20 protein-coding genes, 4 tRNA genes and 1 pseudogene are annotated in these 26,835 nt (G+C 42.6%); 9 read left to right on the top strand and 16 right to left on the bottom strand.

Going from position 1 to position 26,835, the window contains the following annotated elements:
• The 10 genes and pseudogenes from JMY08_RS14135 to JMY08_RS10680 form a co-directional block, all read right to left on the bottom strand.
• Positions 1-72, bottom strand: a pseudogene (locus JMY08_RS14135) (elongation factor Tu); the annotation flags it as partial.
• Between the two features lie 436 nt (positions 73-508).
• A tRNA-Thr gene (locus tag JMY08_RS10720) sits at positions 509-583 on the bottom strand.
• Positions 584-702: 119 nt separating this feature from the next.
• Positions 703-776 (bottom strand) — tRNA-Gly (locus tag JMY08_RS10715).
• A gap of 81 nt (positions 777-857) precedes the next feature.
• A tRNA-Tyr gene (locus JMY08_RS10710) sits at positions 858-941 on the bottom strand.
• 67 nt (positions 942-1,008) lie between these two features.
• Positions 1,009-1,084, bottom strand: a tRNA-Thr gene (locus tag JMY08_RS10705).
• A 193-nt stretch (positions 1,085-1,277) separates the two neighbouring features.
• Positions 1,278-2,774, bottom strand: coding sequence for an anthranilate synthase component I family protein (locus JMY08_RS10700; RefSeq protein WP_201593273.1), 1,497 nt, complete (start codon positions 2,772-2,774; stop codon positions 1,278-1,280).
• A 195-nt stretch (positions 2,775-2,969) separates the two neighbouring features.
• Complete coding sequence (locus tag JMY08_RS10695) at positions 2,970-4,313, bottom strand: FHA domain-containing protein (protein WP_201593271.1); 1,344 nt, start codon at positions 4,311-4,313, stop codon at positions 2,970-2,972.
• 79 nt (positions 4,314-4,392) lie between these two features.
• Positions 4,393-5,247 carry an RsiV family protein gene (locus JMY08_RS10690; protein WP_201593269.1) on the bottom strand — a complete coding sequence of 285 codons (855 nt, stop codon included), beginning with the start codon at positions 5,245-5,247 and terminating at the stop codon, positions 4,393-4,395.
• 580 nt (positions 5,248-5,827) lie between these two features.
• Positions 5,828-7,423, bottom strand: coding sequence for a peptide chain release factor 3 (locus JMY08_RS10685; protein ID WP_010201724.1), 1,596 nt, complete (start codon positions 7,421-7,423; stop codon positions 5,828-5,830).
• A 190-nt stretch (positions 7,424-7,613) separates the two neighbouring features.
• The gene (locus JMY08_RS10680; protein ID WP_201593268.1) at positions 7,614-8,519 is read right to left on the bottom strand and encodes a hypothetical protein; all 906 of its coding nucleotides are present in this window, start codon (positions 8,517-8,519) and stop codon (positions 7,614-7,616) included.
• A 309-nt stretch (positions 8,520-8,828) separates the two neighbouring features.
• Here JMY08_RS10680 and JMY08_RS10675 point away from each other — a divergent pair, with 309 nt between their 5' ends.
• The 3 genes from JMY08_RS10675 (at position 8,829) to JMY08_RS10665 (ending at position 13,669) form a co-directional block, all read left to right on the top strand.
• Positions 8,829-9,242: an Ohr family peroxiredoxin gene (locus JMY08_RS10675; RefSeq protein ID WP_189582612.1), complete on the top strand. Its 414-nt coding sequence runs from the start codon at positions 8,829-8,831 to the stop codon at positions 9,240-9,242.
• Between the two features lie 464 nt (positions 9,243-9,706).
• On the top strand, positions 9,707-12,685 hold the full coding sequence (gene polA, locus JMY08_RS10670; protein ID WP_413786699.1) for a DNA polymerase I: 2,979 nt from the start codon (positions 9,707-9,709) through the stop codon (positions 12,683-12,685).
• A gap of 447 nt (positions 12,686-13,132) precedes the next feature.
• Entirely contained in the window at positions 13,133-13,669 is a 537-nt protein-coding gene (locus tag JMY08_RS10665) for a hypothetical protein (RefSeq protein WP_201593267.1), read from the top strand.
• Between the two features lie 51 nt (positions 13,670-13,720).
• Here the strand turns inward: JMY08_RS10665 and JMY08_RS10660 are convergent, their stop codons facing one another.
• The gene (locus JMY08_RS10660) at positions 13,721-15,025 is read right to left on the bottom strand and encodes a right-handed parallel beta-helix repeat-containing protein (RefSeq protein ID WP_194621249.1); all 1,305 of its coding nucleotides are present in this window, start codon (positions 15,023-15,025) and stop codon (positions 13,721-13,723) included.
• A gap of 196 nt (positions 15,026-15,221) precedes the next feature.
• On the opposite strand from JMY08_RS10660, the gene JMY08_RS10655 reads away from it, so the two are divergent.
• Positions 15,222-15,554 carry a hypothetical protein gene (locus tag JMY08_RS10655; protein WP_010201734.1) on the top strand — a complete coding sequence of 111 codons (333 nt, stop codon included), beginning with the start codon at positions 15,222-15,224 and terminating at the stop codon, positions 15,552-15,554.
• 102 nt (positions 15,555-15,656) lie between these two features.
• Here JMY08_RS10655 and JMY08_RS10650 read toward each other — a convergent pair whose 3' ends face one another.
• Together JMY08_RS10650 and hemH are read right to left on the bottom strand one after the other, a co-directional pair.
• Positions 15,657-16,496: a BPSS1780 family membrane protein gene (locus tag JMY08_RS10650; RefSeq protein ID WP_201593266.1), complete on the bottom strand. Its 840-nt coding sequence runs from the start codon at positions 16,494-16,496 to the stop codon at positions 15,657-15,659.
• Positions 16,497-16,687: 191 nt separating this feature from the next.
• Positions 16,688-17,707 (bottom strand): ferrochelatase, encoded by a 1,020-nt coding sequence (hemH, locus tag JMY08_RS10645; protein WP_189582626.1) that lies wholly within the window; start codon positions 17,705-17,707, stop codon positions 16,688-16,690.
• 300 nt (positions 17,708-18,007) lie between these two features.
• On the opposite strand from hemH, the gene metX reads away from it, so the two are divergent.
• The 3 genes from metX (at position 18,008) to JMY08_RS10630 (ending at position 21,111) form a co-directional block, all read left to right on the top strand.
• Positions 18,008-19,513 carry a homoserine O-acetyltransferase MetX gene (metX, locus tag JMY08_RS10640; RefSeq protein WP_201593274.1) on the top strand — a complete coding sequence of 502 codons (1,506 nt, stop codon included), beginning with the start codon at positions 18,008-18,010 and terminating at the stop codon, positions 19,511-19,513.
• A complete protein-coding gene (gene metW / locus JMY08_RS10635) occupies positions 19,510-20,127 on the top strand; it encodes a methionine biosynthesis protein MetW (RefSeq protein WP_010201738.1) in 618 nt (205 codons plus the stop codon). The genes metX and metW overlap by 4 nt, the downstream gene beginning before the upstream one ends.
• A 402-nt stretch (positions 20,128-20,529) precedes the next feature.
• Positions 20,530-21,111, top strand: a complete 582-nt coding sequence (locus JMY08_RS10630; protein WP_010201739.1) for a tetratricopeptide repeat protein — start codon at positions 20,530-20,532, stop codon at positions 21,109-21,111.
• An 87-nt stretch (positions 21,112-21,198) separates the two neighbouring features.
• Here the strand turns inward: JMY08_RS10630 and JMY08_RS10625 are convergent, their stop codons facing one another.
• Positions 21,199-21,543: an ArsR/SmtB family transcription factor gene (locus JMY08_RS10625; RefSeq protein WP_201593265.1), complete on the bottom strand. Its 345-nt coding sequence runs from the start codon at positions 21,541-21,543 to the stop codon at positions 21,199-21,201.
• A gap of 197 nt (positions 21,544-21,740) precedes the next feature.
• On the opposite strand from JMY08_RS10625, the gene JMY08_RS10620 reads away from it, so the two are divergent.
• Positions 21,741-22,721, top strand: coding sequence for an acyl-CoA desaturase (locus JMY08_RS10620; protein ID WP_201593264.1), 981 nt, complete (start codon positions 21,741-21,743; stop codon positions 22,719-22,721).
• A gap of 303 nt (positions 22,722-23,024) precedes the next feature.
• Here the strand turns inward: JMY08_RS10620 and JMY08_RS10615 are convergent, their stop codons facing one another.
• Complete coding sequence (locus tag JMY08_RS10615; protein ID WP_201593263.1) at positions 23,025-23,822, bottom strand: hypothetical protein; 798 nt, start codon at positions 23,820-23,822, stop codon at positions 23,025-23,027.
• A gap of 596 nt (positions 23,823-24,418) precedes the next feature.
• Here JMY08_RS10615 and JMY08_RS10610 point away from each other — a divergent pair.
• Complete coding sequence (locus tag JMY08_RS10610; protein ID WP_320157786.1) at positions 24,419-25,417, top strand: rhodanese-related sulfurtransferase; 999 nt, start codon at positions 24,419-24,421, stop codon at positions 25,415-25,417.
• Positions 25,418-25,555: 138 nt separating this feature from the next.
• On the opposite strand, the gene serA is transcribed toward JMY08_RS10610, so the two are convergent.
• On the bottom strand, positions 25,556-26,782 hold the full coding sequence (serA, locus tag JMY08_RS10605) for a phosphoglycerate dehydrogenase (protein WP_201593260.1): 1,227 nt from the start codon (positions 26,780-26,782) through the stop codon (positions 25,556-25,558).
• Positions 26,783-26,835: the final 53 nt, after the last annotated feature.

Here is a 26,835-nt window from a genome sequence, read left to right as displayed (position 1 = left end):
CCGATGGTCAACGTGTCCGATGGTACCGACGTTGACGTGTGGCTTGCTGCGTTCAAACTTGGCCTTTGCCATGGGTATTTCCTCTTTTTTTGGTGAATCTTTATCAGTCAAAGATCGATGAATAGCTGTTTGACGGCTTATGATGCGTACAAAACCATCAAACCGTTGACGCTATGGCTTATCTACTAAAAATTACTTTATCGTGTTGCTGTTAAATGCTTTAGTACAATGTAAACACCATACTTTTATATGCAGGCATTATACCTACTTTTCAATCACTAGCTTTTCAAGCATTACACTGTATTATACAACATTGTCATTACAGTATTTTTTTGTGAATGCAATTGATTTAGAAATTGACAGCACTAAAAGGCAACACCTCAGTGTCACCCTTAAATTTTTATTTACCGTACCAATTTTTTATTGTTTTCAATATTCTATAATTTCGATATCGACATAAAGCGGTGTGTTAAAGTAGCAAAGCAAACATAAAAGGCTAAATAATAAATGGAGCTCATATCGAGAATTGAACTCGAGACCTCTCCCTTACCAAGGGAGTGCTCTACCGCTGAGCTATATGAGCATGCTTTTAACAACTACAGTAGCCAACCAGTGGGTTGCACTAAAAAAAATATCACGATACAGCAATAATATACTGACTGTCGTGATGAATGTTTAATAGTTTTTGCGATTGTGCCTATATGGAGCGGGTGGCGGGAATCGAACCCGCGTCATTAGCTTGGAAGGCTAAGGTGTTACCATTATACCACACCCGCATTTACTCTTCTGTAAGCTCACTCTAATAAAGAGTAATTATATATCGAGTATGCTTGGCGCTATGACAAACTTAGAAAATATGGTGGTGGGAGAAGGATTCGAACCTTCGAAGCTTTCGCGACAGATTTACAGTCTGTTGGGTTTGACCGCTCCCCAATCCCACCTTAGGTTGCTTTGAATAAAAATGGCTTTAATTCAAGACATATTCATAAAAAGCTACTTTGAGAGAGATGGTGCCGACTGCCGGGATCGAACTGGCGACCTACTGATTACAAGTCAGTTGCTCTACCAACTGAGCTAAGTCGGCTTGTTCTCTCAAAGTGGTGGCTATTCTATCAAATATTTGGATAGACGCAAGCTCTTTTTCATGTTTTTTCTAATTATTTTAATAATAATATTCAAGGCATTGATTGTATTGCTATTTTTTTCAGATAAAAATTCAAGCTTGATGGCTCTTTATGCTTGCGACTCTTATTTTTGCGATACAACTGACAATATCGCTAACGAATATACAATCCATTACAGGCCATTTTTACCGCTTTTACCAATATAAGTGCTTTTTTATTGGTTTCATCCCACTTCGCCTCTGGTACAGAGTCGGCATTGATCCCTGCCCCTGCTTGGATATGTATTTGGCCACGGCGCATCACTGCTGTCCGGATAGCGATAGCCGTATCCATATTCCCATTCCAGCCCAGATATCCTACTGAGCCCCCAAACACTGTTCGACGCACCGGCTCTATTTTGTCAATGATTTGCATAGCACGAATTTTAGGTGCGCCTGATAATGTACCAGCAGGAAAGGTAGCGCAAAACACATCTAGCGTATCTTTATCAGGCAGCACCTTGCCCTCAACATTGGACACAATATGCATGACTTGTGAATAACGCTCGATAGACATCTTTTCAGTAATTTTCACACTGCCATCTGTACAGACACGGCCAATATCCTCGCAGCTTAAATCAATGAACCTTAAATGCTCGGCAGTCTCTTTTTCATCGTTGAGTAGCTCTTGCTCGAGTGCTAGATCTTCTGCTTCATCTCGGCCACGCTTACGGGTACCAGCCAGTGGACGCACCGTCACTTTGCCGTTTTCGATACGTGACAGGCTTTCAGGAGAAGCGCCAATGATATCAAAACGCTTGTGATCATCAAGCGTATAGCCATGTACCAAAAATAAATAAGGTGATGGATTGAGGTATCGTAGCGCACGATAGACAGCCAGTGAGTCACCTGTATAATCCGCCGTCAAACGCTGTGATGCGACCACTTGCGTCACAGCGCCTTCTTCGATGTGAGCTTTTATCTTTTTGACGTCGCCAACATATTTTTCTACACTTGTCTGCGAGGTAAAAGCTGGAGTCGGCATAACTGGCGCAGATAAATTTGACGGCTCTGCCAACTTCTCTTCGATTTTTTCTAGCTCACGTATGGCCATGCTATAACCATCCTCAGCCTGACAATCAGCATAAACAATAATTGATAAAGTATTTTCTAAATTGTCAAAGACGATGACGCTCATCGAGAGCATCAGCCACATATCTGGCATTAACATCGGATTAGGCGCATCAGACAGGCCTACACTAGGCTCAATGACCCGCACCATGTCATAGCCAAAGTAACCCACCAAACCGCCACTGAAGCTCGGTAATGTGGGAATATCCTTAACTGTTGGCATCTGGTACTGAGCCATTAACTGACGAATATATTCAAATGGATTTTCTACTGACTCGGTGTCCGTATGATCGTTTTTTTTGGTCGTCATACTACCGTTAGCATACTGTACTATCAGATCACTGCCCAAGCCTATCATAGAGTATCGTGCCCAGCGCTCACCACCTACCACGGACTCAAACAGATAAGCAGAACCATTCAAATCACGTACTTTAGAGAATACCGACACGGGCGTTTGCGCATCCATCAAACGTTTTTTTACCAAAGGGGCATGACTAAAGCCTTGATTTTTGAAAGCTTGATATTCTACAAAGGTCATCATAGTAGCTGTCTCTTAACACAATATTGGCAAAAGGCCATAAACTTAAAAGCAATCTTAAAAAGAGAGTAAAAGCACAATTAAAATATAGCGTCAACACTCTCATGAACGTTGACGCTATAGAACGCTAGTTATAAGTATAAGGATGTTAGCCTTAATGCATCTCAGCATGACATGATGGACATGCCAAAGCTTGGCTTATACACCGCCCATATTGAACAGCCATAGCGCTAAGCCAATGATAAGAATGACGGCAAACACCCATATAAACCAACCACCGCTGGGCTTCTTCTCTACGTATCCAGCATTGGCAGGGTTATCAACGGCTTGATCCATGGCATTATTACCTTCGGTACCGAGATCGTGATCCTGTCCTAGATTGGCCGTACCTGAAAACTGAGCAGTTGCTGCTTGCTTAGCACGTAAGACATCCGGATCAGCCTCTTCCTGCAGTTCAGTTTTGGTGGTTTTGTCATGCTCTGCACTGTCTAATGCTGGTTGCTCGACAACGGGCTGTTTGGCTAAAGGCTTTTCAGTAGCAACAGGCGTCTCAGCAACAGGCGTCTCAGTTATTGTTTCTGTAGGCATGACCTCTTTAGACATAGCATTCTCTTGCTCAGTAATGGGCGTCGGCTCGTCTACTGCGGCGGCGGCAACTGGAGTCGCTTGCACAGGTGTGGTATCCACAGTATCTTTGGCGGTTAAGACTTCTTCGATCATCGTTTCTTTAACGACTGGAGTAGCTGCCTCATTAGTCTTATCAACCTTGCTTTCGGTAATATCCGCTGGTTGAACAGGAGTGCTATCCGAGCTATTCACTGATGACAACACATCTGCAATGATGGTTTCTTTCACGATAGGCTCAACCTCTACAGGCGGCTCAGGATTCACTTCTGGTGTATCAGTAGCCATCTCTGGTTTGTCAGCAACAGTCGGTGCTACCTGCTCTTCTACGACGGGAGACGGACTAATCTCAGAGTCAATGGTTTTGGAAGCAACAGTTTCAGAATCAACACTGCTCGAATCGGCAACGCTAGACTCAGCATCATGGGTATTAGCATCATGGGTATTAACAGAATCTGATGCGAGAACTGGCGCAGCAGTAACATCAACGACAGGTTCGTGGTCGACTATCGGTTCTTCAGCGATGACTGGCTGCTCTACAGCTTCATCCACTACAGCCTCATTTACGACACTCAACGGCGTTACTGTGAAGGCAAAACTGGCAAAGCCAAGCGTATCATTGGCCTCAAGATGCTTAGACTTATTGCTATCAATACGTTGCTCATTAATAAACGTACCGTTAGAGGAGTCTAAATCTTTGACGTACAGCTTACCGTTTAGTACGCTCAGCACCGCGTGATTGCGTGATACTTCCTTGCTGCCAAGTACCACATCATTATCACTGCCACGTCCCACAGACAAGCTGTCGCTCACAGTCAGTGCCAGATCACCCAGCGCTACTGTTAAAGCGTTGAGACGCCAAGTGTCTGTAACTGTTGACTCTGTTGTCGCTGCTGTGTTTTCTATATCGCTCGTCATAACATCGCTCCTTAATTTATTATTAAATATTCAATGGTTCTCTAAAATTTATGACTCATATTATTTCGGAATAAAACGGTTATTTGGGCATAAAACGCGGCTTGATCACACCACCAAGCTTACTGTAAGGGATACTTAAGACTGGCATCCCATAAGCATAAGGCCCAATAGAATAATGTTGATAGCGAATATCGACGCCTTTATCCGTCAATGTGACGTTATCACTCAGGGTAAATGGCCAGTTTTTCTCATAGCTGCTCAAGTCATTATCGACCGTTTTTACCCACGTTTTATAAGCAGCGTAAGCTTGCGCCTCAAAACGTGATTTTTTGCCTGTCTGCAACATATCTGCCAGTTGGATTTGTTTTTTGCTGCTGGCATCGAATATTAAATACTCACTATAGGGCATGCCATGCGCGCCACCTGTAAACACATACGAGTTGATTTCAAACAACTCAAAATCACTCACATGCCCCAAATAATCAGGCGTGACCATCAAATTATACGACCCTGAACTGTCGTTTGGCATATCTATAAATTGTGAGCTTGCAAAGTCATCGATAGCTGCCTTGACAATGGCTGGCGTCGCTCTGGTATTAATAGATGCTGACTCGGTCGGTTTACTATTGACGACGAAATGATTGATACGGGCATTGGTAATACCGTTTATCCAATCATGATTGGTTTTGAGATACTTAATCTCGATCTCTGGACAATTCTGTCGTTCGGCACATTTCTCTTGCACATCGTTGGGCAACTCATAATCCAAATAATCGGTACTGCTAATGAGATTACCCGCATTAGCTGACATCGCCATTGCCCCAAATAGTAGGCCAGTCACTAACGTACCAACTCGGCGTAGACTGGTCCTTCTCAGTACTAACGACTGGTTGGCTTTTGGTGTGGCGCTACTAGATTGAGGTGTGACTGTCATAATTTTTTCCATAAAAAAACAATGGTTAATAATATAATGGTTAATAATATTCTACCGTAACTACTGTGATGTATTGTTGAAACACTGTTTGTGTTTTTGAGGTATTAATCTTTTGAGGTACCAGTTTCAAAAGACTGGTTTCAAAGTGCCAGTGTCAAGGTGCCAGTTCCAAAGTATTGATGTATCGATGTTTATGAGAGATAGCGATTTAATAACGGACTAAGGTCTGTTGAACATTCAAATGTGGAACTGGCAGTGGCTATTTTTTAGACAATACACAGTGAAATTTTTGACGCCTAGTCGTTCTAGGTTAGACAATTTCGCCATGTATTGGCAAAAAATAGCCTTGCCCTGAAAGGCTGATGCTAAAATCGTCCCAAACGTTGTTGTAAACCTAGCTAAGGTATAGACATTATCGTCGGTTTACGCCTAGTTTGGGACGATTTTAGCGATCAGCAGTCCTAATATTTGAATGTTCAACAGACCCTAAACGACAGGCAATAAAAAAGACACGGCTAGCGTGTCTTTTAAAAAATAGAAAATAGGTTTCAACCATTTACTCATACTTAAATAACAGATATTAATGCTCGCGAGTATTGCTAAAAGTCACTTCTGGATAACGATCTTGCATCAGCTGCAAGTTGACTCGCGATGGCGCAAGATAGGTCAGATAACCACCGCCATCGATTGATAACTGATCGTGGGCTTTTTTCTTAAACTTAGCCAAGGCCACATCATCATCGCAATGGATCCAACGTACCGTTGCAATCGATACTGGCTCAAAAATACATTGAACCTTGTATTCTTCTTTGAGACGATGCGCGACCACTTCAAACTGTAGCACACCCACCGCGCCCAAGATTAAATCATTGTTAATCTGCGGCATAAAGACCTGCGTTGCACCCTCTTCACTTAACTGCTGTAGACCTTTTTGTAGAGCCTTGGACTTCAGAGGATCTTTTAAAACGACACGGCGAAACAATTCAGGGGCAAAATGAGGGATACCAGTAAAGTTCAGCTCCTCGCCTTCGGTAAAGCTATCGCCAATAGAAATTGTCCCATGATTATGCAGACCAATAATATCACCCGGATAAGCTTCTTCTAGCGCTTCACGGTCACCGGCGAGAAAGGTTAGTGCATCCGCAATACGCACGTCTTTACCCAAACGTACATGCTTCAGCTTCATGCCCTTTTCGTACTTACCTGAGCACACGCGTAAGAATGCAATGCGGTCACGATGACGCGGATCCATATTGGCCTGAATCTTAAAGACAAAACCTGTAAAATCTGTCTCAGATGCTGAGACTTCACGCTCAGTAGTCGGATGGGCTTTTGGGGGCGGTGCATATTTTACAAGGGTATCGAGTACCATATTGACACCGAAGTTACCCAGCGCCGTACCGAACAATACTGGCGTCATCTCACCCGCTAAAAATGCCTCTTCGCTAAAGTCTTCTAGCGCCATTTGTACCAGTTCAAGCGACTCTTCAAAAGCATCAAACATCAGCTTCCCAAGACGCTCACGTATGTCCGGATAATCATAACCGTCACGGGTCTCAGAGACCGTCATCTTGCCGCCATTACCTTTTTCGTAAAGATAAGTCTTATTTTCGGTCAAATGATAGACGCCAACGAAATCCTGCCCCATACCAATCGGCCACGTCAACGGAATACATTTAATCTTAAGCACCGTTTCAATTTCACTCAGCAGCTCAAGCGGCTCGCGAATCTGACGATCTAGCTTGTTCACAAACGAGATAATCGGTGTGTCACGCATGCGGCAAACTTCCATCAATTTGATGGTTCGTTCCTCAACGCCTTTCGCACCATCAACCATCATTAGCGCGCTATCGACAGCGGTCAACGTACGATAGGTATCTTCACTAAAGTCAGCGTGACCCGGCGTGTCTAGTAGATTGACCATATGGTCTTGATAAGGGAACTGCATGACTGAAGTGGTGATAGAAATACCACGCTCCTGCTCCATACTCATCCAATCGGACGTGGCATGACGGTCAGTTTTGCGGCCTTTTACTTCGCCAACCACCTGAATCGCTTGACCCCATAGCAGCAGCTTTTCGGTCATGGTGGTCTTACCCGCATCGGGATGCGAGATAATGGCAAAGGTGCGGCGTTTGGCCACTTCTTTGTTCAATTTCTTTGGATCTACGCTCATAATTTTTGGCTTCAACCTTAACTTCAAAAAGGCTGTCTTTTAGACAGTAACTTTCTTTTGGGTATTAATTTCAATAAATAAAATAAATAATGGGCGTATTGTAGCGGATTTAGCGTGAGGGTGCAGAATTAGCGCATAAAAAAACACTCTCTAGATCGTTAAATAGAGAGTGTCAGTCATTTTTTGGAATTTAATAATAGCGCGTGATTTGCGCTGCCAAGAAGTCCCCTGCCACCTCATTGACTAGCGTACAGTCAACGACACCGCGCACACTGTTGGTATTCGGTTCAATGCGGCCTTGCGCCACATAATCGGCTTCATAAATATCATTATCATATTCAACACCATTGTATCGATAAGCAGGCTGGTTGTTAAACTCAAAAAACGTCACTTGCGCCGCTTTTTGGTCGTTGTCAAAACCCACCCCAAAGCGCGAGGTGCTAAAGTCTCTATCGTCGTTAAAACGTTCTTCAGCAGCGTCAATCCATCTGTTCAGCGTACTATAGCCCGTTTTATTACTGTCACTAAAAGCCAAAAATGAGCGCTCGCTAGTGACAACAGGAATATAACAAACCGAGCCAGCTGGGAACGTCACATTGGCTGGTATATCAGGATAGTTGTTCAAATCGGTAATGATGCCGCGGCTGTTGTCTATATTGGTGCCAGAACTATAACTACCAGCGTTCAAACCTGCTAAATCAAGGGTTTTATAAGTGGTCTCATAGTTCAATTTATTGTTGCTGTTTGTCTCATAAATAGGACGTTTAACCGTGCGACCATTGACTTCAATATCGTTATTTTCCAGTCTGCCTTCAAAATCATCTGCCAGCACGGTTCTGTCTAAGTTATTAAGACTTTGGTTGTTGTAACTGTTGACCAGATTTTTTATTTTTATTTCACGTCCACCAGTACGGTAGGTCTGTTCGATTCGCGCAATGGCGCTCGCGTTGGCTTGGTTGTCATAGCTATTAGAAAAGCTCGTCAGCGTAATTTTATTGCCGCCTGAACCGTAGACACCGTCATCGTCTTCACCACATCCCACGAGTGCCATTGCGAGCAAGGATAAGGTCATAGGCAAAAATACTGTTGCTTTCATAATAAGGTGTCCTTACGGTTAGGATGTTTTGCACATCTCTGCTGATAATGTGGGTATAAAATTGGTATGAAAACCATGTTACTAGTTTACATCAATGTCGCCATGACTTATATATCTAAAGCCATTAATTGTGTAGCAGCGCTTATTGGTGAATGTTAAAAATATTCTCATTATCCATGCAAATGCTCACTTACAAAGTCGTAGCATATAGTTACGACTGACCTATGGAGCTAGGCGCATAGTTTGTTATGCTTAATGGCTGATTGAATTTAACAATTATATAAATAAACCAATTACAAAGGATGTGTTATGAAAACTCTATATTCTACTCAAGCAACCGTCACTGGCGGTCGTTCTGGTAAGGCTAGTCTGCAAGATAGCGATTTGACCATTAACATGGTCGCACCGGGTTCAGGTAAAGACGGTAATAATCCAGAGCAACTATTTGCCATGGGTTATGCGGCTTGCTTCGATGGCGCACTTGCGGCAGTCAAAGGCGAAGAAAAAGCAAAGTTTGACTCGACCACTCAAGTATCGGTAGATTTACGTAAAGGTGAGGGTCTAGACTTTCAATTGGCGGTGAAAATTCATGTGGCTGCTGAAAACACTGAATTATCTGCTGATGAATTTCAAAAGCTGGTCGAAAAAGCCAATAAAGTTTGCCCATACTCGAAAGCCACACACGGTAATATCGATAGTGAAGTGACGTCAGAAGTAAAATAATTTTTGATCAATGACAGTATCAATAATAGACACAAAAGAGCTCAGTTAACGCTGGGTTCTTTTTTTTCTTAAATTTTGGTCAAAAAACAATAACGCTATAGTGGATTCACTTTAAGACAGATACAGTGCGACTGGGATTAATTTTTCGTAGCCTCTGTGATAGCAGCAAGCAAGGAAAATTTATACCAGTCGCACCTAACTAGTAATGTATCGATTTTATTCTGAACTGACTATATAGTGAGTGCAAAGTAGTATCGAACCATCACGCACTGCTGATATCAATTTTTCTTGCTTGCTGTGCCTGCACAGACAGAGGCGACAAAAAATTGATATCAGCCATACCGTCGCGTTTTTAGAATGTTTTGACTATAGAACCTATCATAACTTTTAAGCAGTTCGGCACACGTCATTTTTATCGTTATAATAAGCACATATTTCTATCTAATAGCTGATAAGTGACTTCTATGACTGATCCTATGACCGACTCCATTACCGACAGTGACCACAACTCCCATCAAGCGATTGATCCTGCCGCTTTGCCAAACTTTGATACCATGCCCAATGTAGCGACCATGGACACCAGTCATGTGGACAGCAATCAGCCCCCTTTTATCTTGGTTGATGGCTCTTACTATCTGTTTCGCACTTATCATGCCTTACCAAAGACCATGCAAAACTCGCAAGGCCTGATAACCAATGCCATCCGTGGCACGCTCAATGCGTTACTCAAGCTTATGCGTCGTTATCACCCTACTCATATGGCCGTCTGTTTCGATACCAAGTCACCGACTTTTCGCCACCATATGTCTGCTGATTACAAGGCCGCTCGCCCGCCCATCGATATCGAACTGCTAGAGCAGATTCCTTATATCCATCGCTTGGTAACCGCATTAGGTATTCCGCTGTTACGTATCGAAGGTGCAGAAGCCGATGATATCATCGGGACACTGGCGCATCGTGCAGTTGAACAAGGCCATCATGTGGTTATCTCAACTGGCGATAAAGACATGATGCAGCTGGTTAATGACTGCGTCATATTGGAAGACAGCTTTACTGGCAAAGTCACGGACACTCAAGCGGTCGTAGACAAACTTGGTATCACGCCAAACCAAATGATTGATTTTTTAACATTGATGGGCGATGCCTCAGACGGTATCAAAGGCGTGCCTGGTATCGGTAAAAAAACGGCAAAAGACTTACTCGTTGAGTATGGCGATATCGGTAATATGTTAAAGCATATTGGTTTTATCAAAGGTCGCGGTGCCAAAGGTTTGATTGAACACGCTGACGATATTCCGTTTAATAGGAAGCTGGCTACTATCGTGACAGACTTAGCTATCGGTCAAGATTGGAACGATCTGAAAATCAATACCGATCCTTGTGCTCATATAGACGAATTACGCGAATTGTATAATGAGCTTGAGTTTAGAAACGAGCTAGCGTCTCTTGACCACCCAAATCATCCTGCCAATGGCTCGCAGAGTGTCGCTGACAGTCAAGCAGATGCTGAATCACAAGCACAAATCGCTAAGTCGCTACAATCAAGCAAGATGGATAATATCACTGACAGCCAAAATCCTGATAGAGCATGGCACACGATTTTAGACGAGCCTGCTTTTGACAGCTTAGTTAAATTGTTAGAATCTGCGCCGCATTTTGTTATCGATACCGAAACCACTAGCGTTTATTGGCGTCAAGCCGAAATCGTCGGTCTATCCTTTGCTGTGCAAGCACATGAAGCGTACTACATTCCGCTGATGCATAGTCTAGAAGGTGACGAGCTAACGGCTAAACAGCTCGACCGTGATACCGTTTTAAAACGCTTAAAACCAATTTTGGAAAACCCAAACATCGGTAAAATCGGTCAACACCTAAAATACGATGCGCATATTCTCAGTCATTATGATATCGATTTGGTCGGTGCCATTCATGAACAACCCAATAATTGGGCCATGGATACCATGCTTGCCAGCTATGTGATTAATGCAGCGGCCACTCGCCACGGTATGGATGATTTGGCTCGTCATTATCTACAAACGCAGACTATTAGCTTTGAGGAGGTCGCGGGTAAAGGCGCTAAGCAAGTTACGTTCGACCAAGTCGCCATCGATATAGCTAGCGATTATGCTTGTGAAGATGCTGACATTACCTATCAATTATTTGAGGTGTTTAGCGTTGAGCTGGCGAACGATGCCAATAATACCAAGCTGCTACATGAGTTAGAGATTCCAACGGCAGAGATACTTTGTCAAATGGAAGCAAATGGCATTTTAATTAAACGCCCATTCTTAAACGAATTATCTAAGCGCTTCGATGAAGAAATTATCGCGCTTGAAAAACAGGCTTATGAAATCGCTGGCGAAGAATTTAACTTAGGCTCACCTAAGCAGCTCGGCGAAATGTTATTTGAGAAACTCGGCGTTCCGGGTGGCAAAAAGACCAAATCCGGTCAATACTCTACTGGTGAAGCCATACTATCGAAAATTGATCACCCATTGGTCGATATAACCTTGGAATATCGCGGACTATCTAAACTAAAGAGCACTTATACCGATGCGCTTGATAATGTCGCAGATAGCGAAACTGATCGTGTGCATACCAGCTATCACCAAGCATTGACCAGCACAGGTCGTTTATCTTCAACTGATCCCAATTTACAAAATATTCCTATTCGTACGGCAACTGGTCGCCTAATTCGCCAAGCCTTTATCGCACCAGCAGGTCGCGTGATTCTCGCAGCGGATTATTCACAAATTGAATTGCGTCTCATGGCGCATTTTTCAGGTGATAAGAACTTAACTGACGCCTTTAACGAAGGGTTAGATATTCACGCTGCGACTGCCGCTGAAGTACTTGGCAAAGAGGTCGCAGATGTCACGCCAACTGAGCGCCGTAATGCCAAAGCCATTAACTTTGGTCTGCTATACGGTATGAGCGCCTTTGGTCTGGCTAAGCAGCTACAAATGAGCCGAAATGAGGCGCAAGACTATATTGACATGTACTTTGATCGCTATCCGGGTGTGAAAAACTATATGATCAATACTCGTGCCAGCGCTCACGAACAAGGCTATGTCGAGACGATATTGGGCCGTAAACTATATACGCCTGATATCACCCATAGCAACCGTATGGTCAAGCAAGGCGCTGAACGCGCGGCGATTAATGCGCCACTTCAAGGCTCAGCAGCAGACTTAATCAAACTTGCTATGATTGCCGTGGATAAGGTTTTGCCAAAAGAGCAAGCTAAAATGCTGCTACAAGTCCACGATGAACTGGTGTTCGAAGTCGATACCGATAAGGTCGATGAGATTAGCCAGTTGATTACCGATGCAATGCAAGATGTCTTAAGGACGACAGCCGTGGAAAAAGGCTGGAACGTCGACTTTGCAGTCCCGCTATTGGTCGAGACTGATAGTGGTCAAAACTGGGATGAGGCGCATTAATTACAGACGGTCACTCACTTAGACCTGAGATAAGTGGTCTTTAAATGCTTAGAAAAGTAAAAATTTCTAATAACCAAGACTACAATGAATGATTAGGGCGTGTCTTCATTTCAAAAATGGTGATAAAAATGAGATAAATTGCCGTCAAACAAGAAAAATAGTGCAGATAATATCGGGATATTAACCAGCTATTTGACGATGTTTGGCAAGATTTAGCCATTTTTAGCCCATTCAGATGACTATCGAGTGAATTGAATACACGCCCTAACTATTATTCATATTAACAATCACTTATGACCAGTTGGTTATATTTTATAACGGTAATATCTCAGTATAGGCGTTATAATGGTGGCACATTAAATCATAATTATTCATTCATTATTTTTTGCTTTGAAGTGAGCCTTTGCGCTCACTTTTTTGTTTTTAAAAAATCGGGAGTCATTTATTTTGAGTTCAGATGGCATCATTGAAGCCCCTGGCATTATACTGTTGATAGCATGTCTATTGCGCAGCTCGCAATATGTTATACAGAGTCATGTCAGACAAATTAAGGCTTTTTGGTTGGCAACAGTGCTGGTTTTTGTCGCTGTTATTCGTCGAGAGTTGAACTATCTACCAGATTTACTGGTTCCCAGTGATTTTTCATTCCTCAATCAGTCTTATGACTGGTGGGAGGACGCAGCTCTTTTGATCCTGTACCTGACGAGTGTCGGTTTGCTGATTTACTCGAGGCGTTATCTTTGGGCAGTACTAAAAAATGTTGATGTGTCGCTCTATCTTGGCGTCGCCACATTGGCAATATTACAATATATGGGAGAGAACGCTATCGTGTTCCCTCACACTTTTGGTGGGATAATTGAAGAGCTGGCTGAAACCCTTATTTATTTGATTGCCTTGCTATATTTATGGAAATTTACATTAAGCGACTTTGAATCCTGCCTGTTGCACAAGTTAAATGATGGATTGAGCCACGCCAATCACTAAAACTGTCAGTGCAGTGTTTATGGTCTATCAATATTGCTTAAATATCTACGGCTACTCAATATGGGTAGCCGTTTTGCTTGCAGCGCTAATCTCAATGGCTTGTTCGATAGATTTATCGATAAAGGTATTGTTTTTAATCTGCGTATTCATTATTGCTCCGACTGTGCTTTGTTCACGAATCTCAGAACCAACACTGATAGGTAAGCGGACGTTTGCTGCGAACTTATTGCCCTTAATCAGCGTGCCGTCATCCTCTACGATAATCCCCTGCTCGACTTGCCCAAAACGGTTATTAATGATCTGATTGTCTTTAGCACTGTCTAAATGATAGCTGGCAAATGGCGTTTGCTTAACCAAATAAGCACCGCATTCAAAACCTTTCAGATTGCGTGACTGTCTTGATGCCACCCATACACCAACTGGCTCATCTTCAAAATTATTGTTAGCGATAATATTGTCACGGCTCGATTCGGTACGTTTAAAATGATTGCCCCGCGTCGGATCATCGGCGTGCTCAAAGCAATTGCGATATAACAATATACTGCCTGCGCCATTATGGATAAATTGGTTATTTGCGATACGATTGTTGCTCGATGAATCGACGGCGATAGCTTCACGATTGGGTTTAAACGTACGAAAACCATTCCCGACGAACACAGAGTTTTTAATCACGTTATCGCGACTACCAAACTCTAAATAGAGCCCAACGGTGCCTGCGTTTTGGATATGCACTTTATCAAAAGTGATGTCATGCACATGATCGCCGACGAACATCCCACTATTGATACTATTGCGACTGCTGACATTAATGACTCGGATATTACTTGGCGCAAGAGCACGGTTGGCAGCAGGACTAATAAAGCCACGCGCGTAACGCTCATTGGGATTGCTATATTGGCGAATGTGCAGCGCATGACCGTAGCCCTCCACATGACAATTGGCAACGGCAATATTGTCGATAGCCACATCCGCTTTAGGCTTAATGGTAATAGCACTAGCTTTTGATGGGTCATCAGCCGTGGTACTAAGCCGTGCGCCTCGACAGTCGAGTGAGCTGTTTGAGTGGTTTAGCTCAAAGCGTATCGACTTGCCTGTCAAATCACAGCCGTTACTGAGTGCGCTATGACCTTTTACCGTCACCGTCTGCTTGGGTTTCAATGGTGCACAATTTATTATCGTCGTAGCTTTTGACAGCTTGGCATCGATTATAAGCGGCGGCTGTACATGACTCGTTTCTCTCATACCCTCAGGATTAATAAAAGGCAAACGTTCGCAAGCTGTCATGCTTACCGTGACACCCATCAACGAGGCTGTTATTAATGATAATGTGAGTAAACCCTTCTTGCTAGCTACCATTAAGCACCTCTTATTTATTGTCCGTCTTACATTTTTTGAACATCCTGTGACACCTTACTACTATCAGTAGCTATCATAACGCGTCACACTAACTTTGATAAATGAATCTTGATAAACAAAATCAACAATAACAGCTGATAATTATCTAATAATAACCGCCAACCTAATAATAACCACCGATAATAAGGAAACCACTATGGATAATTCAAAGAGTCCGCTACCAGAAAATATGGATCACATTGAAGGTGATACAAACATCAATGATAACAGTCAAGAAGTGAATCTAGACAATCCTATGCTGCACACGATTGATAATGATGACGTGATCGACAATAGTGCTGGGTTTGATAATTCAGAAGTCGGTACAGATGCCACGCAAGGACTAACGCCCATGCATCGCCAAAATATCGACGAATCACGTGTCGATGAAGTCTTAGTGCAAGACAATTTAGATGACAATAATTATCCAGATGCGATGGATATCGCTGATAAAGAAGCAGCAGAACGTAGTAACGATGACTCTTTTTAGAACAACTCTTTAGTCATAAAAAAATCCCGCTCGATAGCATTGAGCGGGATTTTTTGCTTCTTAAAAGGCACTTAAATTTTAAGGTTTTATCAAATTCAAAAACTACACTGCTGACACTGGCTGATCGGTCCAAACATCTCGGTAGCTGGTGTAGTAAGTGAGCAACATAATTGGCAGTATCAACAATACACCCAGTCCCAAGGTCAGCATAGTCAGGATAGGTAATAACAACACTGATATTAAACCATACACTAAAATAGGCATGACATTAACTTTGCCTGCTTCAAAGCTTTTTTTCATGGCGGTAATGGGCTTGAGGTTATGTAGTATCACTAACGCTGGCGCAAACCACAGTGCCATATAAAGTGGAATTATCAGTAGCATAGACAACAGATAACCAAGGAAAATACTTCCTAAAGAGATATCATTCATCATTCCGTAACTACTACCCATACCGCCTGTCATCATAGAAAACATCATACTACCCATAGCGATAAACAGCGGAATCATACAAATAATAATACCCACTAAATATAATAAGCCAAGGATTAGTAAGGGCTGCCAGTGACTTTTAAATGCTGAAAATAAATGATCAAAACGCAGCTCTGCCCCTTGCGATTGAGCTGCTGCACCTTTAATAAAGCCCCCAAGAAACATAAATAGAGTCGGTATGATCAGGATATTTAATAAAGGTATTGAAGAAGCAATGCCAACGATTATTAGAAATGTCACACTCATGCCAAACCATAATAGTGGTTGATCTTTAAACAGCCCAAACGCTTTAACAATCCAGCTCATGCCAGCCGCTGCATCACATTTTCTTGGACTTGCCAATAACTGCGGTAATAGGCCGCCATACTCATCAGTTGGTGGTAAATTTGGTGGTTGTCCGTTAGGTTTTTGTAGAGACACATTGGATTGTGAATGGTTAGAGCTAGACATAGTCATCCTTAAAGACAAAGTTAAGCAAATATAAAATTAGCAAAGGTTTTAAATAGTTATTTGGCATATTCTCACACATTGATAACGAATACCCCAACTTTATTTCATTCTAGTCAATTCAATTAAAACCATTTAGGCAAAAAAATACCGGATGTTATGTCCGGTATTTTTTGATTTGCAAATTTAATCAATTAAGCCCAACCATCCAGCGTGCCTGCCCAGCCTTTGACCAATGGCGCACTCATAGCTTCTAACAAATCTATGTGCGCCTCATCAGCATTCAGCGCTGGAATATAGTGATACTCTTGCCCGCCAGCATGAAGAAAGTTCTCACGGTTCTCAATCGCCAATTCTTCTAAGGTTTCTAGACAATCCGCTGAGAACGCTGGACTGAGAATTTGTACTGATTTTACACCTGATTTAGCCCATTCATCGAGTATGACGTCGGTATAAGGCTTAACCCATTCTTGCTTACCAAAGCGTGACTGAAAGCTGATAATCCATTCATCATCTTTTAGGCCAAGCGCTTGTGCCACTTGCGCTGCGGTACATTTACAACGTCTAGGATAAGGGTCGCCTTTATCCATATACGGCTGCGGAATACCGTGGAAGCTAAACATAAGCTTGTCAGGTTTGCCATGTACCGCTTGAAAGCGACGAATACTATCCGCTAATGCTTTGATATATAAAGGATGCGCGAAGTAGTCTTTAACTATCGTAATATTAGGCAAGTTACGCTGCTTTAGAGACCATTTAGTAATGGCATCGTACACTGCACCCGTTGAAGTCGCTGAATACTGCGGAAATACGGGTAACATCACAAAGTGGTCAACGCCTTCGCTACGCAGTTTGTCCATCACATCGGGCAAACCTGGATTACCATAGCTCATTGCAGAATGGACAGAAACGCGAAATGGTGCAGCCTGCTCAGCCAAACGCGTATCTAACATCGCTACTTGTTGGTTCAGGATATTGCGCATTGGCGAGTCACCATCCCAAATACTGGCATAAGCTTCTGCCACGCGTTTAGGACGGCTTGGCAACACAAACAGATTCAGGATAATCGCCCACAGGAATTTTGGAATCTCGATCACACGCGGGTCTGATAAAAACTGCTTTAGGTAGCGACGTACCGCAGGCGCTGTCGGCTCATCAGGCGTACCAAGGTTGACCAATAGAACAGCAATACGTGGGGGCAGTTTTGGTTTCATAAAGTACTATTTTATTATTAGGTTGATTAAAAAAGAATATAGGATAAACGATTATTAGTGTAGCATTTTATAGCGCGATAACGCATGGTAAAAGTAGCAACCCTACAATTTGATACGCACTGAGTTTTTACTGTGCGCGAAAGACTCAACTCGAAGGTTGTGCTCATCCACGCATCGCCATACAATAGGCAAGCATATTGCCGTCCTATTTTTTATTGATAATTGTCGTCTTGCGAGGTAGCTTTGAACGCACGTCCTGATAGTACTACCAGTGACCACTCCCCAAAAGATCACGCTCATGTGGATAGCTCAGTCGATACAGTTGGCTCAGTTGGAATCGTCACACCACAGAACTTCCATTTCGCTGAACCCTTGACCTTGGAGTGCAATCGAACCTTGCCCTCGTTTGATTTGATGGTAGAGACTTATGGCACCCTCAATAGCGATAAATCAAATGCGATATTAATTTGTCACGCCTTATCTGGTAACCATCATGCGGCAGGCAGGTATAGTGCCCATGATAAAAAGGCAGGCTGGTGGGACAATATGATTGGCCCCAATAAAGCCATCGATACCAATCAATTTTATGTGGTGTGCCTCAATAATATCGGCAGCTGCTTTGGCTCGACAGGTCCAACGACGATTAATCCAGACAGCATCGATTCAGAAAAAGCAGACAACGCTAGCGCATCAGAAGTTTACGGCCCTGACTTTCCGCTAGTCACCATCAAAGACTGGGTCAAAACCCAAGCCATGCTCTCAGACCGTCTCGGTATCGATGTTTGGCATGCTATCGTCGGTGGCTCTATGGGCGGTATGCAGGCGCTGCAATGGTCGGTCGATTACCCTGAGAGGCTGAAACGCTGCGTGGTCATCGCCAGCACACCGAAGCTCTCCGCACAAAACATTGCCTTTAATGAAGTGGCGCGGCAATCTATTCTCTCCGATCCTGATTTTAAAGACGGGCGTTATTTACAAGCTGGTACTTATCCTCGTCGCGGATTGATCCTCGCACGGATGGTTGGTCATATCACCTATTTGACCGATGATGCGATGAAAGCCAAGTTCGGTCGTGATTTAAAATCTGGCAAATTTATGTATGGCTATGATGTCGAGTTTCAGGTTGAGAGCTATCTACGCTACCAAGGCGAGCGCTTTAGCGAAAACTTCGATGCCAATACTTATTTGCTTATGACCAAAGCGTTAGACTATTTTGACCCAACGCGTGGCTATCTGTCAGTACAATCATCCGTACAGCCATCAACCCAGTCAATAGCACCATCAGTAGACTCTACAAATCCGTCGGAGTCTGGAGCGCTACTTGAAGACTCAATCGCGGCATCTGTCGAAACGACCAAAAATGCGACCGAAGAATCCGCTAAATATGAGCTTGCAGATGACTTAGCTACTGACAATGTCGCCACTGAAAACTTAAAAACTGATAACTTAAAAACTGATAATGAAACCGACAATGACAATGACGCTCAAACTGACAATGAAATTGATCGTCAGCAAGAATTAGCGGCGCTCAAAGCGGCCTTCGCCCATACTCAGTGTCAGTACTTAGTGGTGTCGTTTACCACCGATTGGCGCTTTGCCCCTGAGCGTTCGCAAGAGATTGTCGATGCCTTAATGGCGACTGGTAAACCCGTCAACTATATCAATGTCGATGCACCGCATGGTCACGATTCCTTCTTATTCGATATCCCCCGTTATATGGGTGCCGTCAGAGGGTTTTTGACCGCGCCATTTATCACGGACAGTCAGTCAAAAAACAGCCATCAGAAAACTGGAGAGCGCTCATGAGAATGGATCATCAATTGGCTGAGCGTTGGATTGCCCCGCAGTCCCATGTACTAGACTTAGGCTGTGGCAATGGCGAATTGCTCGCGCATTTACAACAAAATCGCGGCGTGACGGGATATGGGCTTGAGATTGACGAAGAAAAAATCAATGATGGTATCGCCAAAGGGTTGTCCATCATTGAGCAAGATCTGAACGATGGTCTCGCGCGTTTCGCTGATGATAGCTTCGATACCGTCGTCATGGCGCGTGCCCTGCAAGCAGTCAAGTCACCAGATGTACTCTTGCTCGATATGCTGCGAGTTGCCCGCGAAGCAGTCATCACCTTCCCTAACTTTGCCCATTGGCAAAACCGGCTGCATTTAGGGCTTAAAGGCATGATGCCCGTTTCAGAAGCGCTGCCTTATGAATGGTATAACACACCAAATATTCATCTATGTACCTTTAAAGACTTTGAGCAGCTTTGTGCCAAGCATGACATTCATATTATTAATCGCTTTGCCGTTAGTGATTCGGAGAAAGGTCACACACCGCTCATGAAAGCATTGATACGCCAAGCGCCAAATCTGCTGGCAGACGTCGCTATTTACCGCGTGACCAAACAAAAACCCGTATAGTCATAAGCAATTCTACTTCCTTTCAAGCTATCTAATGATGGCTAATACACACCTTTTTAACCTTAATACATTGTTAATTCTTTATTACCTCTTAGTAACTCTATGATTTTGTTGAGGACGCTAAGGTAGTGTTGAGGATTAAATCGTGTAATTAGTATTTGAGTTTCGTAAGTTTGGGTGTTAAGCTAGCAAAATAGTGTCAACCGCACCCTGATTTCGACCGTTTATCGGTCCGACTAACGGTGATTGCGACACTCAACGATTAATTATATTGCTAATAATTAGGTAGGTTTATATCGCAAGATTTCACCTAATTGTTATCACCGCCTAACTGTCTTTAGCGAGACAATGTTTAGCGGTACAACTCTTTTTGCTTATTAACTGCCTAATTTTGGAGCTGCTATGAAATTATTAAAAGCTGCGTTGTTCACTGCCTTGTTTTCTTGTGCCGGCCTTGCCAACGCTGAGTTAATATCAAACGTGCCACTTGATACCTCACGTTTTGAGCTAATGCCTGTCAGTGAATTGTCTAATCGTGCTGCCCAAGGCAACGATCACGCTCAGTTTTACTTAGCCAAACGTTTGCAAAAAGGTGAAGGCATTGCCCAAAACACCCAGCAAGCCATCCAATGGTATACCAAAGCTGCTCAGCAAGGCGTTGCCCCTGCTCAGTTGAATCTTGCCATCATGTACTTACGCGGTGAAGGTGTGCAGCCTAACTTGCAACAAGCGAAAGTTTGGTTAGAGAAAGCCGCGATGCGTGGCGATAACCGTGCCAGCTATACGCTTGCACTATTAGATGAGAAGCAAAAGAATTTGGTCGATGCTTATAAATGGTATGACTTGGCTGCCCGTGATGGCATGCTAGATGAAAAAGTCCGTAACAAGGCTCGTGGTAAAATCGGTCAGTTGGCATTGAACTTATCAAGCTCAGATATCGCTAGCGCTCGCAGCAAAGCAGATACTTGGTTTCAGAGTAAGTAAATCTGGCAAAATACAGTTTTAGTTTGAAAATAAAAAATCCAGCCTTTGAGCTGGATTTTTTTGTTTACACGGTCAATGCTGTTGTAGCTATTGGCTACTAGTTAACTCTTTCTTCTCTTGAGCTATTCTTTTGCTTTCCTTCTTTAATGGACTCCCGACTGGGCAAAAGCTCGCCGTAAAATTGACTAAAGTCGCGACCAAATTATCCTCTACGATAGAATAGTGAACGTACTGACCACGTTTATCACTTTTTACTAACCCTGCATTTTCTAATACTTTTAAATGCTTTGAAAGCGCAGGCTTACTCATCTCAAATCTATCGGCAATCTCACCTGATGTCAGCTCTGTACTAGATAAATAACTTAAGATTTGACGCCGAGGCGTTGAGGATAATGCCTCAAACACTTTTGCAGAATCTTCTTTTTCAGCCATAACGTGCTCCATTTTTTGATACTTATGTTCTAATCATCATACTTTTAATCATTGTCATTCTATTTTGCTGATTGAATAAATTCTTGCATTTATCCTAAATAACATTAAACTATTTAACTAATGAGTTAAATAACTAATTAACTCTTCATTACCTAGTTATTATCATACTCGAAAAGTCATGACTAAGGAATAGTGCGATGATTGATATTAATAAGACAGTAGTAATAGAAGGCACACCTAGAATGGTTGAGAGCGGTTTAACCAATGCTGAAAAAGGCCGAATGGTTTGGTCACCGCTAAAATCAACTTGGTATCTATTCCATACATCAATCGCTATAGTTGCAGGGTTTCTGACTTTTTCATGGAGCGCATTACTGGTTTTCGTCTTATTGACAGCTATTACCTTATGCCTAGGTCACTCATTAGGCATGCATCGACGTTTAATTCATAACAGCTATGAGTGTCCACTGTGGATAGAATATTTATTCGTCCATTTTGGCGTTTTGGTCGGTATGGCAGGACCACTCGGCATGATGCATCAGCATGATCTGCGAGATTGGTCACAGCGTCAGGTTAAGTGTCACACTTATCTAAGACATGGTAATAGCTTTGCAAGAGATGGTTGGCAGCAATTAAACTGTGATTTAGTCTTAGATAATCCTCCAAGGTTCATACCTGAACCACGTGTCAAAAATAGCAAAGTCTATCTACTAATGGAAAAGACATGGATGTGGCAACAACTGCCCTATGCTCTATTACTATTTTATTTTGGTGGCATAGCATGGGTGGTTTGGGGGATATCCATGCGTATCTTTGTATCGGTAACTGGACACTGGTTAGTCGGTCATTTTGCCCATAACCAAGGTCATAGAGACTGGCATATCGAAGGTGCAGCTGCACAGGGTTATAATATCAAGTTTGCAGGGCTTCTCTCGATGGGTGAGTCTTGGCACAATAACCATCATGCCTACCCTGGCTCTGCACGTCTAGGACTATACAAAGGACAATCTGATCCAGGCTTTTGGGTATTGAAACTACTAGAGCATCTAAAGCTAGTTTGGGATATTAAATTACCAGAGGATTTAGCTTATCGAGCTGAGTTAGTACCTGTATTAACTATGGAAAAACAAGACTTTGTAAAGATTAAATCGCGATTAGATGTTTCGGAGAAATCATGATGGATATTATAAAAGCGGTTATCTACAGTTCTCTTGCCCCATCCATTGTCATAATGACTTTATTAATTTTTGGCTTAAATATCCACTCGTTACTATCAGTAGTTTTAATAGTTTTTTCTATAAGCTTTAACACTCATTATTAGTCTCACCGGTGTGCTAGCTTTGGTTTTATCGATATATTCTACCGCCATGCTCATACCAATCGGAAGGTAGATTAGGACAAGACTTATTATTCTACATTCCACAATAATGAGGAACGATAACGTCTATTTGATAGCCACCTTTAAATCTTGGATTTTACGCCTACATTTTGCATAATTGTCGTGCCCCATCCTCATCTATAATTGAATGCTTATTTGCAATATATAACCAACTATAATGCGTGTGACAATTCAAACACAGGAATATATTAGCCAGTGTAGTATCGCCCGACACATAACGATTTGTGACCCTGCAATACTCACTATCTGGAACTCCCTCTGGACGAGAAATACCGTATTTAGAGTAAAGGTTTCTCTGCCAATCAACCATCTGCTGCAACTTTACAACCATTTGCGATTTACAGTGAGGACAGTTTTTTAGAACTGGCATTTCTACTTTATTGAAGCGACACTTGCTATGCTTGAGTACACCATCATCATTTACATAGTCAGTATTAATTTCAGAAAACTTGTTAATGTTAGATAAGGTATCAACACCAGCCTCAAAATTCACTTTATTATGCTTCAATCCGTATAACACACTATTATAGTGAGGTTTATACCTCTCAAATATTATGGAACCTACCAAAAATATCGCGATCAGATATAAGTCCATGATATCTGTCCAACTATATATTTTTGCCATAATTAAAATAATTGCGTATAGCGACAGGCATGCGAAATAGGGCCAGTGATGTAACAATGATTTAGATTTTTTATTTTCAACGATACTTACTTTGTTGATTTGATCGACATCAACTGGTTTCTCCGTCAAAAGACTGTAATTACAATGTGGACAAAATAGTATTCCTTTTTCGATTAAAGGGACAGCAAACGACTCATGACAACTTTCATGAGGACAAGTTAGGTTTAAAACTTTATTAGGTTTTGTTTTTGGCATGCAATCTCTTATTTTCTACTCGTCACAAATTTTGCACGATTTATAGCTCTATAAGGAACTATGGATCTTGTTAATATATTTTCTATGGTGATGGCTAAAGTAAATATAATTAGTTGCCTTTACCATGAAATAAACAGAACAGATAATGAGAAATGTCTACTATAGCAAGCTCTACTCATAGGATAAACGCCTAAAAGCTATTACAGCTTAGAGCAGATCACTTAATGAGTTATGTATACGCTTAACGATGCTATTAACTTTTAAAATATTCAAAACCTATCTAAAATTTGCTACACTACCCGCGCATTAGCCAATTCCACAATTAGACTAGTGTTATAACCCATTTTGAACTAATAAAGTCTATTTCAAATGAATGCGATATAGGGAAACCGAGCGCAGATTGTACCCAGAGTACATCAAGCGAGGATGACACAATAGCGTGTTTGCTTGAACCAGACTGTTAACCCAACGCACTAGGTTTACGACCTAGCCAGCAGGAGAAAAACATGAGTACTACTCAAAGTAGCAATATCCAAGATAGCACCACTCACAGCCCTACTACAACTGACAACAAGTCAGCCCCCGTCTACGATAGCGTGACTAATAACATTGTCGTTGCGGCACTCTATAAATTCACGCGCTTTGCAGACTTTGAGCAATACCGTGAGCCAATCTTGAATACCATGCTCGATAACGATGTAAAAGGTACTTTATTGATTGCCGCTGAAGGCATTAACGGTACGATTTCTGGCTCACGCCAAGGTATCGATACTGCCCTTGACTATCTGCGTAGTATTGAAGCGATTGGCACGTTTACTTTTAAAGAGTCGTATACCAATGAGCAGCCGTTTTATCGTACTAAGGTGAAGCTCAAAAAAGAAATCGTCACGATGGGTGTCGAAAATATCGATCCTTTGCAATCGGTCGGTCGCTATGTAAAACCAAGCGAGTGGAATGCGCTAATCTCTGATCCTGAGGTTATGCTCATCGATACGCGTAACGATTATGAGGTGCAAATCGGTACGTTTCAAAATGCCATCAATCCAAATACTGAAACGTTCCGCGAGTTTCCAGAATACGTAGCAAAAGAGCTTGACCCAACGAAGCATAAAAAAGTCGCGATGTTCTGTACGGGTGGTATTCGTTGTGAGAAATCTACTGCCTACTTACGAGAGCAAGGATTTGAAGAGGTTTATCATCTAGAAGGCGGCATCCTAAAATATCTAGAAGAAGTGCCTGCCAGCGACTCTATGTGGCAAGGCGATTGCTTCGTCTTTGACAATCGCGTGTCGGTCAATCACAATTTAGAAAAAGGCAGCTATGAGCAATGCTTCGCTTGCCGTATGCCCATTACTCAAGATGATATGCAAAGCTCCGCCTATATCAAAGGTGAGTCATGCCCGCATTGTATTGAGAAGGCAACCGATGAGCAAAAAGCGCGATTCCGTGAGCGTGAGCATCAAATGCAGCTAGCGAAAAAACGTGGTGAAGCGCATATCGGCAGCGACGTGATAGATGTGATAGAGAAACGCAAAGCCGCTAAGGTTGAAGCACAACGATTAGCCGATGCAGCAAATCAAGCCAAAAAGAGATAAACAGTCTTACTTCAGGCTCAACAAAAAAGAGAGTGCTCATTTAATTGAGCACTCTCTTTTTTTATGATAAATCTTCAGTGCCTATCAAAACTATTAGCACTGATATAGTTAATCCAATTTGAAAGCGGATTGACTATATTAAAATAAAATACGTACGCGGATCGTCTCTTCTACGTCTTTCAGCTGATCTAACGCAGCGGTCGAATCATTGTAATCGACATCCATGACCAAATAACCAACATCGCCTTCCGTCATTAAGCTCTGTGCCAAGATGTTGATATGCGCTTCAGCAAACAAGCGGTTAATCTGTGACAGTACGCCCGGTACGTTTTTGTGAATGTGCAGCAGACGATGCGAGTTTTCTTTGAATGGAACAGACACTTCTGGGAAGTTAACAGCCGTCGCAGTATCACCTTGATCAGAATATCTGACGAATTTGTCCGCTACTTCCAAACCAATATTAGCCTGCGCTTCTTGAGTTGAACCACCAATGTGCGGCGTCAAAATAACATTGTCAAATTTACGTAGTGGTGACTCAAACTCTTGGTCAGCAGATTTTGGCTCTTTCGGAAACACGTCAATCGCCGCGCCCAAGATTTTACCAGACTCAAGCACAGCAGCTAGGTCGTCAATTTCGACGCACGTACCGCGTGCAGCATTGATAAAGTAACTGCCTTCTTTCATTTGAGCGAATTGTTCAGCTTTCATCATATAGCGTGTGCTTGGGACATCAGGTACATGCAAGGTCACGATGTCGGCCGTTGATAACAGCTCCTCTAAACTTCCCACTTGTACCGCATTACCTAGTGGCAACTTGGTGACAGCATCATGATAAATGACTTTCATACCGAAGCTTTCTGCCAATACTGACAGTTGTGAGCCGATAGAGCCGTAACCGACGATACCGATGGTCTTACCACGCACTTCATGCGAGTTAGTGGCAGACTTACCCCAACCGCCGCGATGCACAGTCGCATTCTTTTCAGGAATGCCGCGATACAGCATGATAGCTTCGGCCAGTACCAGTTCAGCCACCGAGCGGGTATTTGAGTATGGGGCGTTAAAGACTGGAATACCCAGTTCACGAGCGGCTTCTAAGTCTACTTGGTTGGTACCGATACAGAAGCAACCAATACCGATCAGCTTGTGCGCATGCTCAAGTACTTCACGAGTCAGCTGCGTGCGCGAGCGAATACCAACAAAGTGAGCGTCTTTAATCTTTTCGATCAGCTCATCTTGATCCAGCGCGTGACTGATATTTTCGATGTTATGATAGCCAGCACCTTCCAATACTTTTAGAGCATTGGCATGTAGACCTTCAAGCAATAAAAAACGTATTTTGTCTTTCTGTAGTGATAACGCCATATGAGAACTGTCCTATAATTGTCTTATAAAAATCATCAGTGGGATAAGTCTGA

Origin of the sequence: Psychrobacter sp. Pi2-51 (assembly GCF_904846665.1) — a bacterium.
In the GTDB taxonomy this organism is placed as follows: Bacteria; Pseudomonadota; Gammaproteobacteria; order Pseudomonadales; family Moraxellaceae; genus Psychrobacter; species Psychrobacter glaciei.
This window is presented reverse-complemented; position numbering and strand designations above follow the sequence as displayed.

Excerpts from the sequence above, each read along its gene's own strand:
- JMY08_RS10700 (WP_201593273.1), bottom strand. The coding sequence starts at position 2,774 with ATGATGACCTTTGTAGAATATCAAGCTTTCAAAAATCAAGGCTTTAGT.
- JMY08_RS10695 (WP_201593271.1), bottom strand. The coding sequence starts at position 4,313 with ATGACGAGCGATATAGAAAACACAGCAGCGACAACAGAGTCAACAGTT.
- JMY08_RS10690 (WP_201593269.1), bottom strand. The coding sequence starts at position 5,247 with ATGACAGTCACACCTCAATCTAGTAGCGCCACACCAAAAGCCAACCAG.
- JMY08_RS10685 (WP_010201724.1), bottom strand. The coding sequence starts at position 7,423 with ATGAGCGTAGATCCAAAGAAATTGAACAAAGAAGTGGCCAAACGCCGC.
- JMY08_RS10680 (WP_201593268.1), bottom strand. The coding sequence starts at position 8,519 with ATGAAAGCAACAGTATTTTTGCCTATGACCTTATCCTTGCTCGCAATG.
- JMY08_RS10675 (WP_189582612.1), top strand. The coding sequence starts at position 8,829 with ATGAAAACTCTATATTCTACTCAAGCAACCGTCACTGGCGGTCGTTCT.
- polA (WP_413786699.1), top strand. The coding sequence starts at position 9,707 with ATGACTGATCCTATGACCGACTCCATTACCGACAGTGACCACAACTCC.
- JMY08_RS10660 (WP_194621249.1), bottom strand. The coding sequence starts at position 15,025 with ATGGTAGCTAGCAAGAAGGGTTTACTCACATTATCATTAATAACAGCC.
- JMY08_RS10655 (WP_010201734.1), top strand. The coding sequence starts at position 15,222 with ATGGATAATTCAAAGAGTCCGCTACCAGAAAATATGGATCACATTGAA.
- JMY08_RS10650 (WP_201593266.1), bottom strand. The coding sequence starts at position 16,496 with ATGTCTAGCTCTAACCATTCACAATCCAATGTGTCTCTACAAAAACCT.
- hemH (WP_189582626.1), bottom strand. The coding sequence starts at position 17,707 with ATGAAACCAAAACTGCCCCCACGTATTGCTGTTCTATTGGTCAACCTT.
- metW (WP_010201738.1), top strand. The coding sequence starts at position 19,510 with ATGAGAATGGATCATCAATTGGCTGAGCGTTGGATTGCCCCGCAGTCC.
- JMY08_RS10630 (WP_010201739.1), top strand. The coding sequence starts at position 20,530 with ATGAAATTATTAAAAGCTGCGTTGTTCACTGCCTTGTTTTCTTGTGCC.
- JMY08_RS10625 (WP_201593265.1), bottom strand. The coding sequence starts at position 21,543 with ATGGCTGAAAAAGAAGATTCTGCAAAAGTGTTTGAGGCATTATCCTCA.
- JMY08_RS10620 (WP_201593264.1), top strand. The coding sequence starts at position 21,741 with ATGATTGATATTAATAAGACAGTAGTAATAGAAGGCACACCTAGAATG.
- JMY08_RS10615 (WP_201593263.1), bottom strand. The coding sequence starts at position 23,822 with ATGCCAAAAACAAAACCTAATAAAGTTTTAAACCTAACTTGTCCTCAT.
- serA (WP_201593260.1), bottom strand. The coding sequence starts at position 26,782 with ATGGCGTTATCACTACAGAAAGACAAAATACGTTTTTTATTGCTTGAA.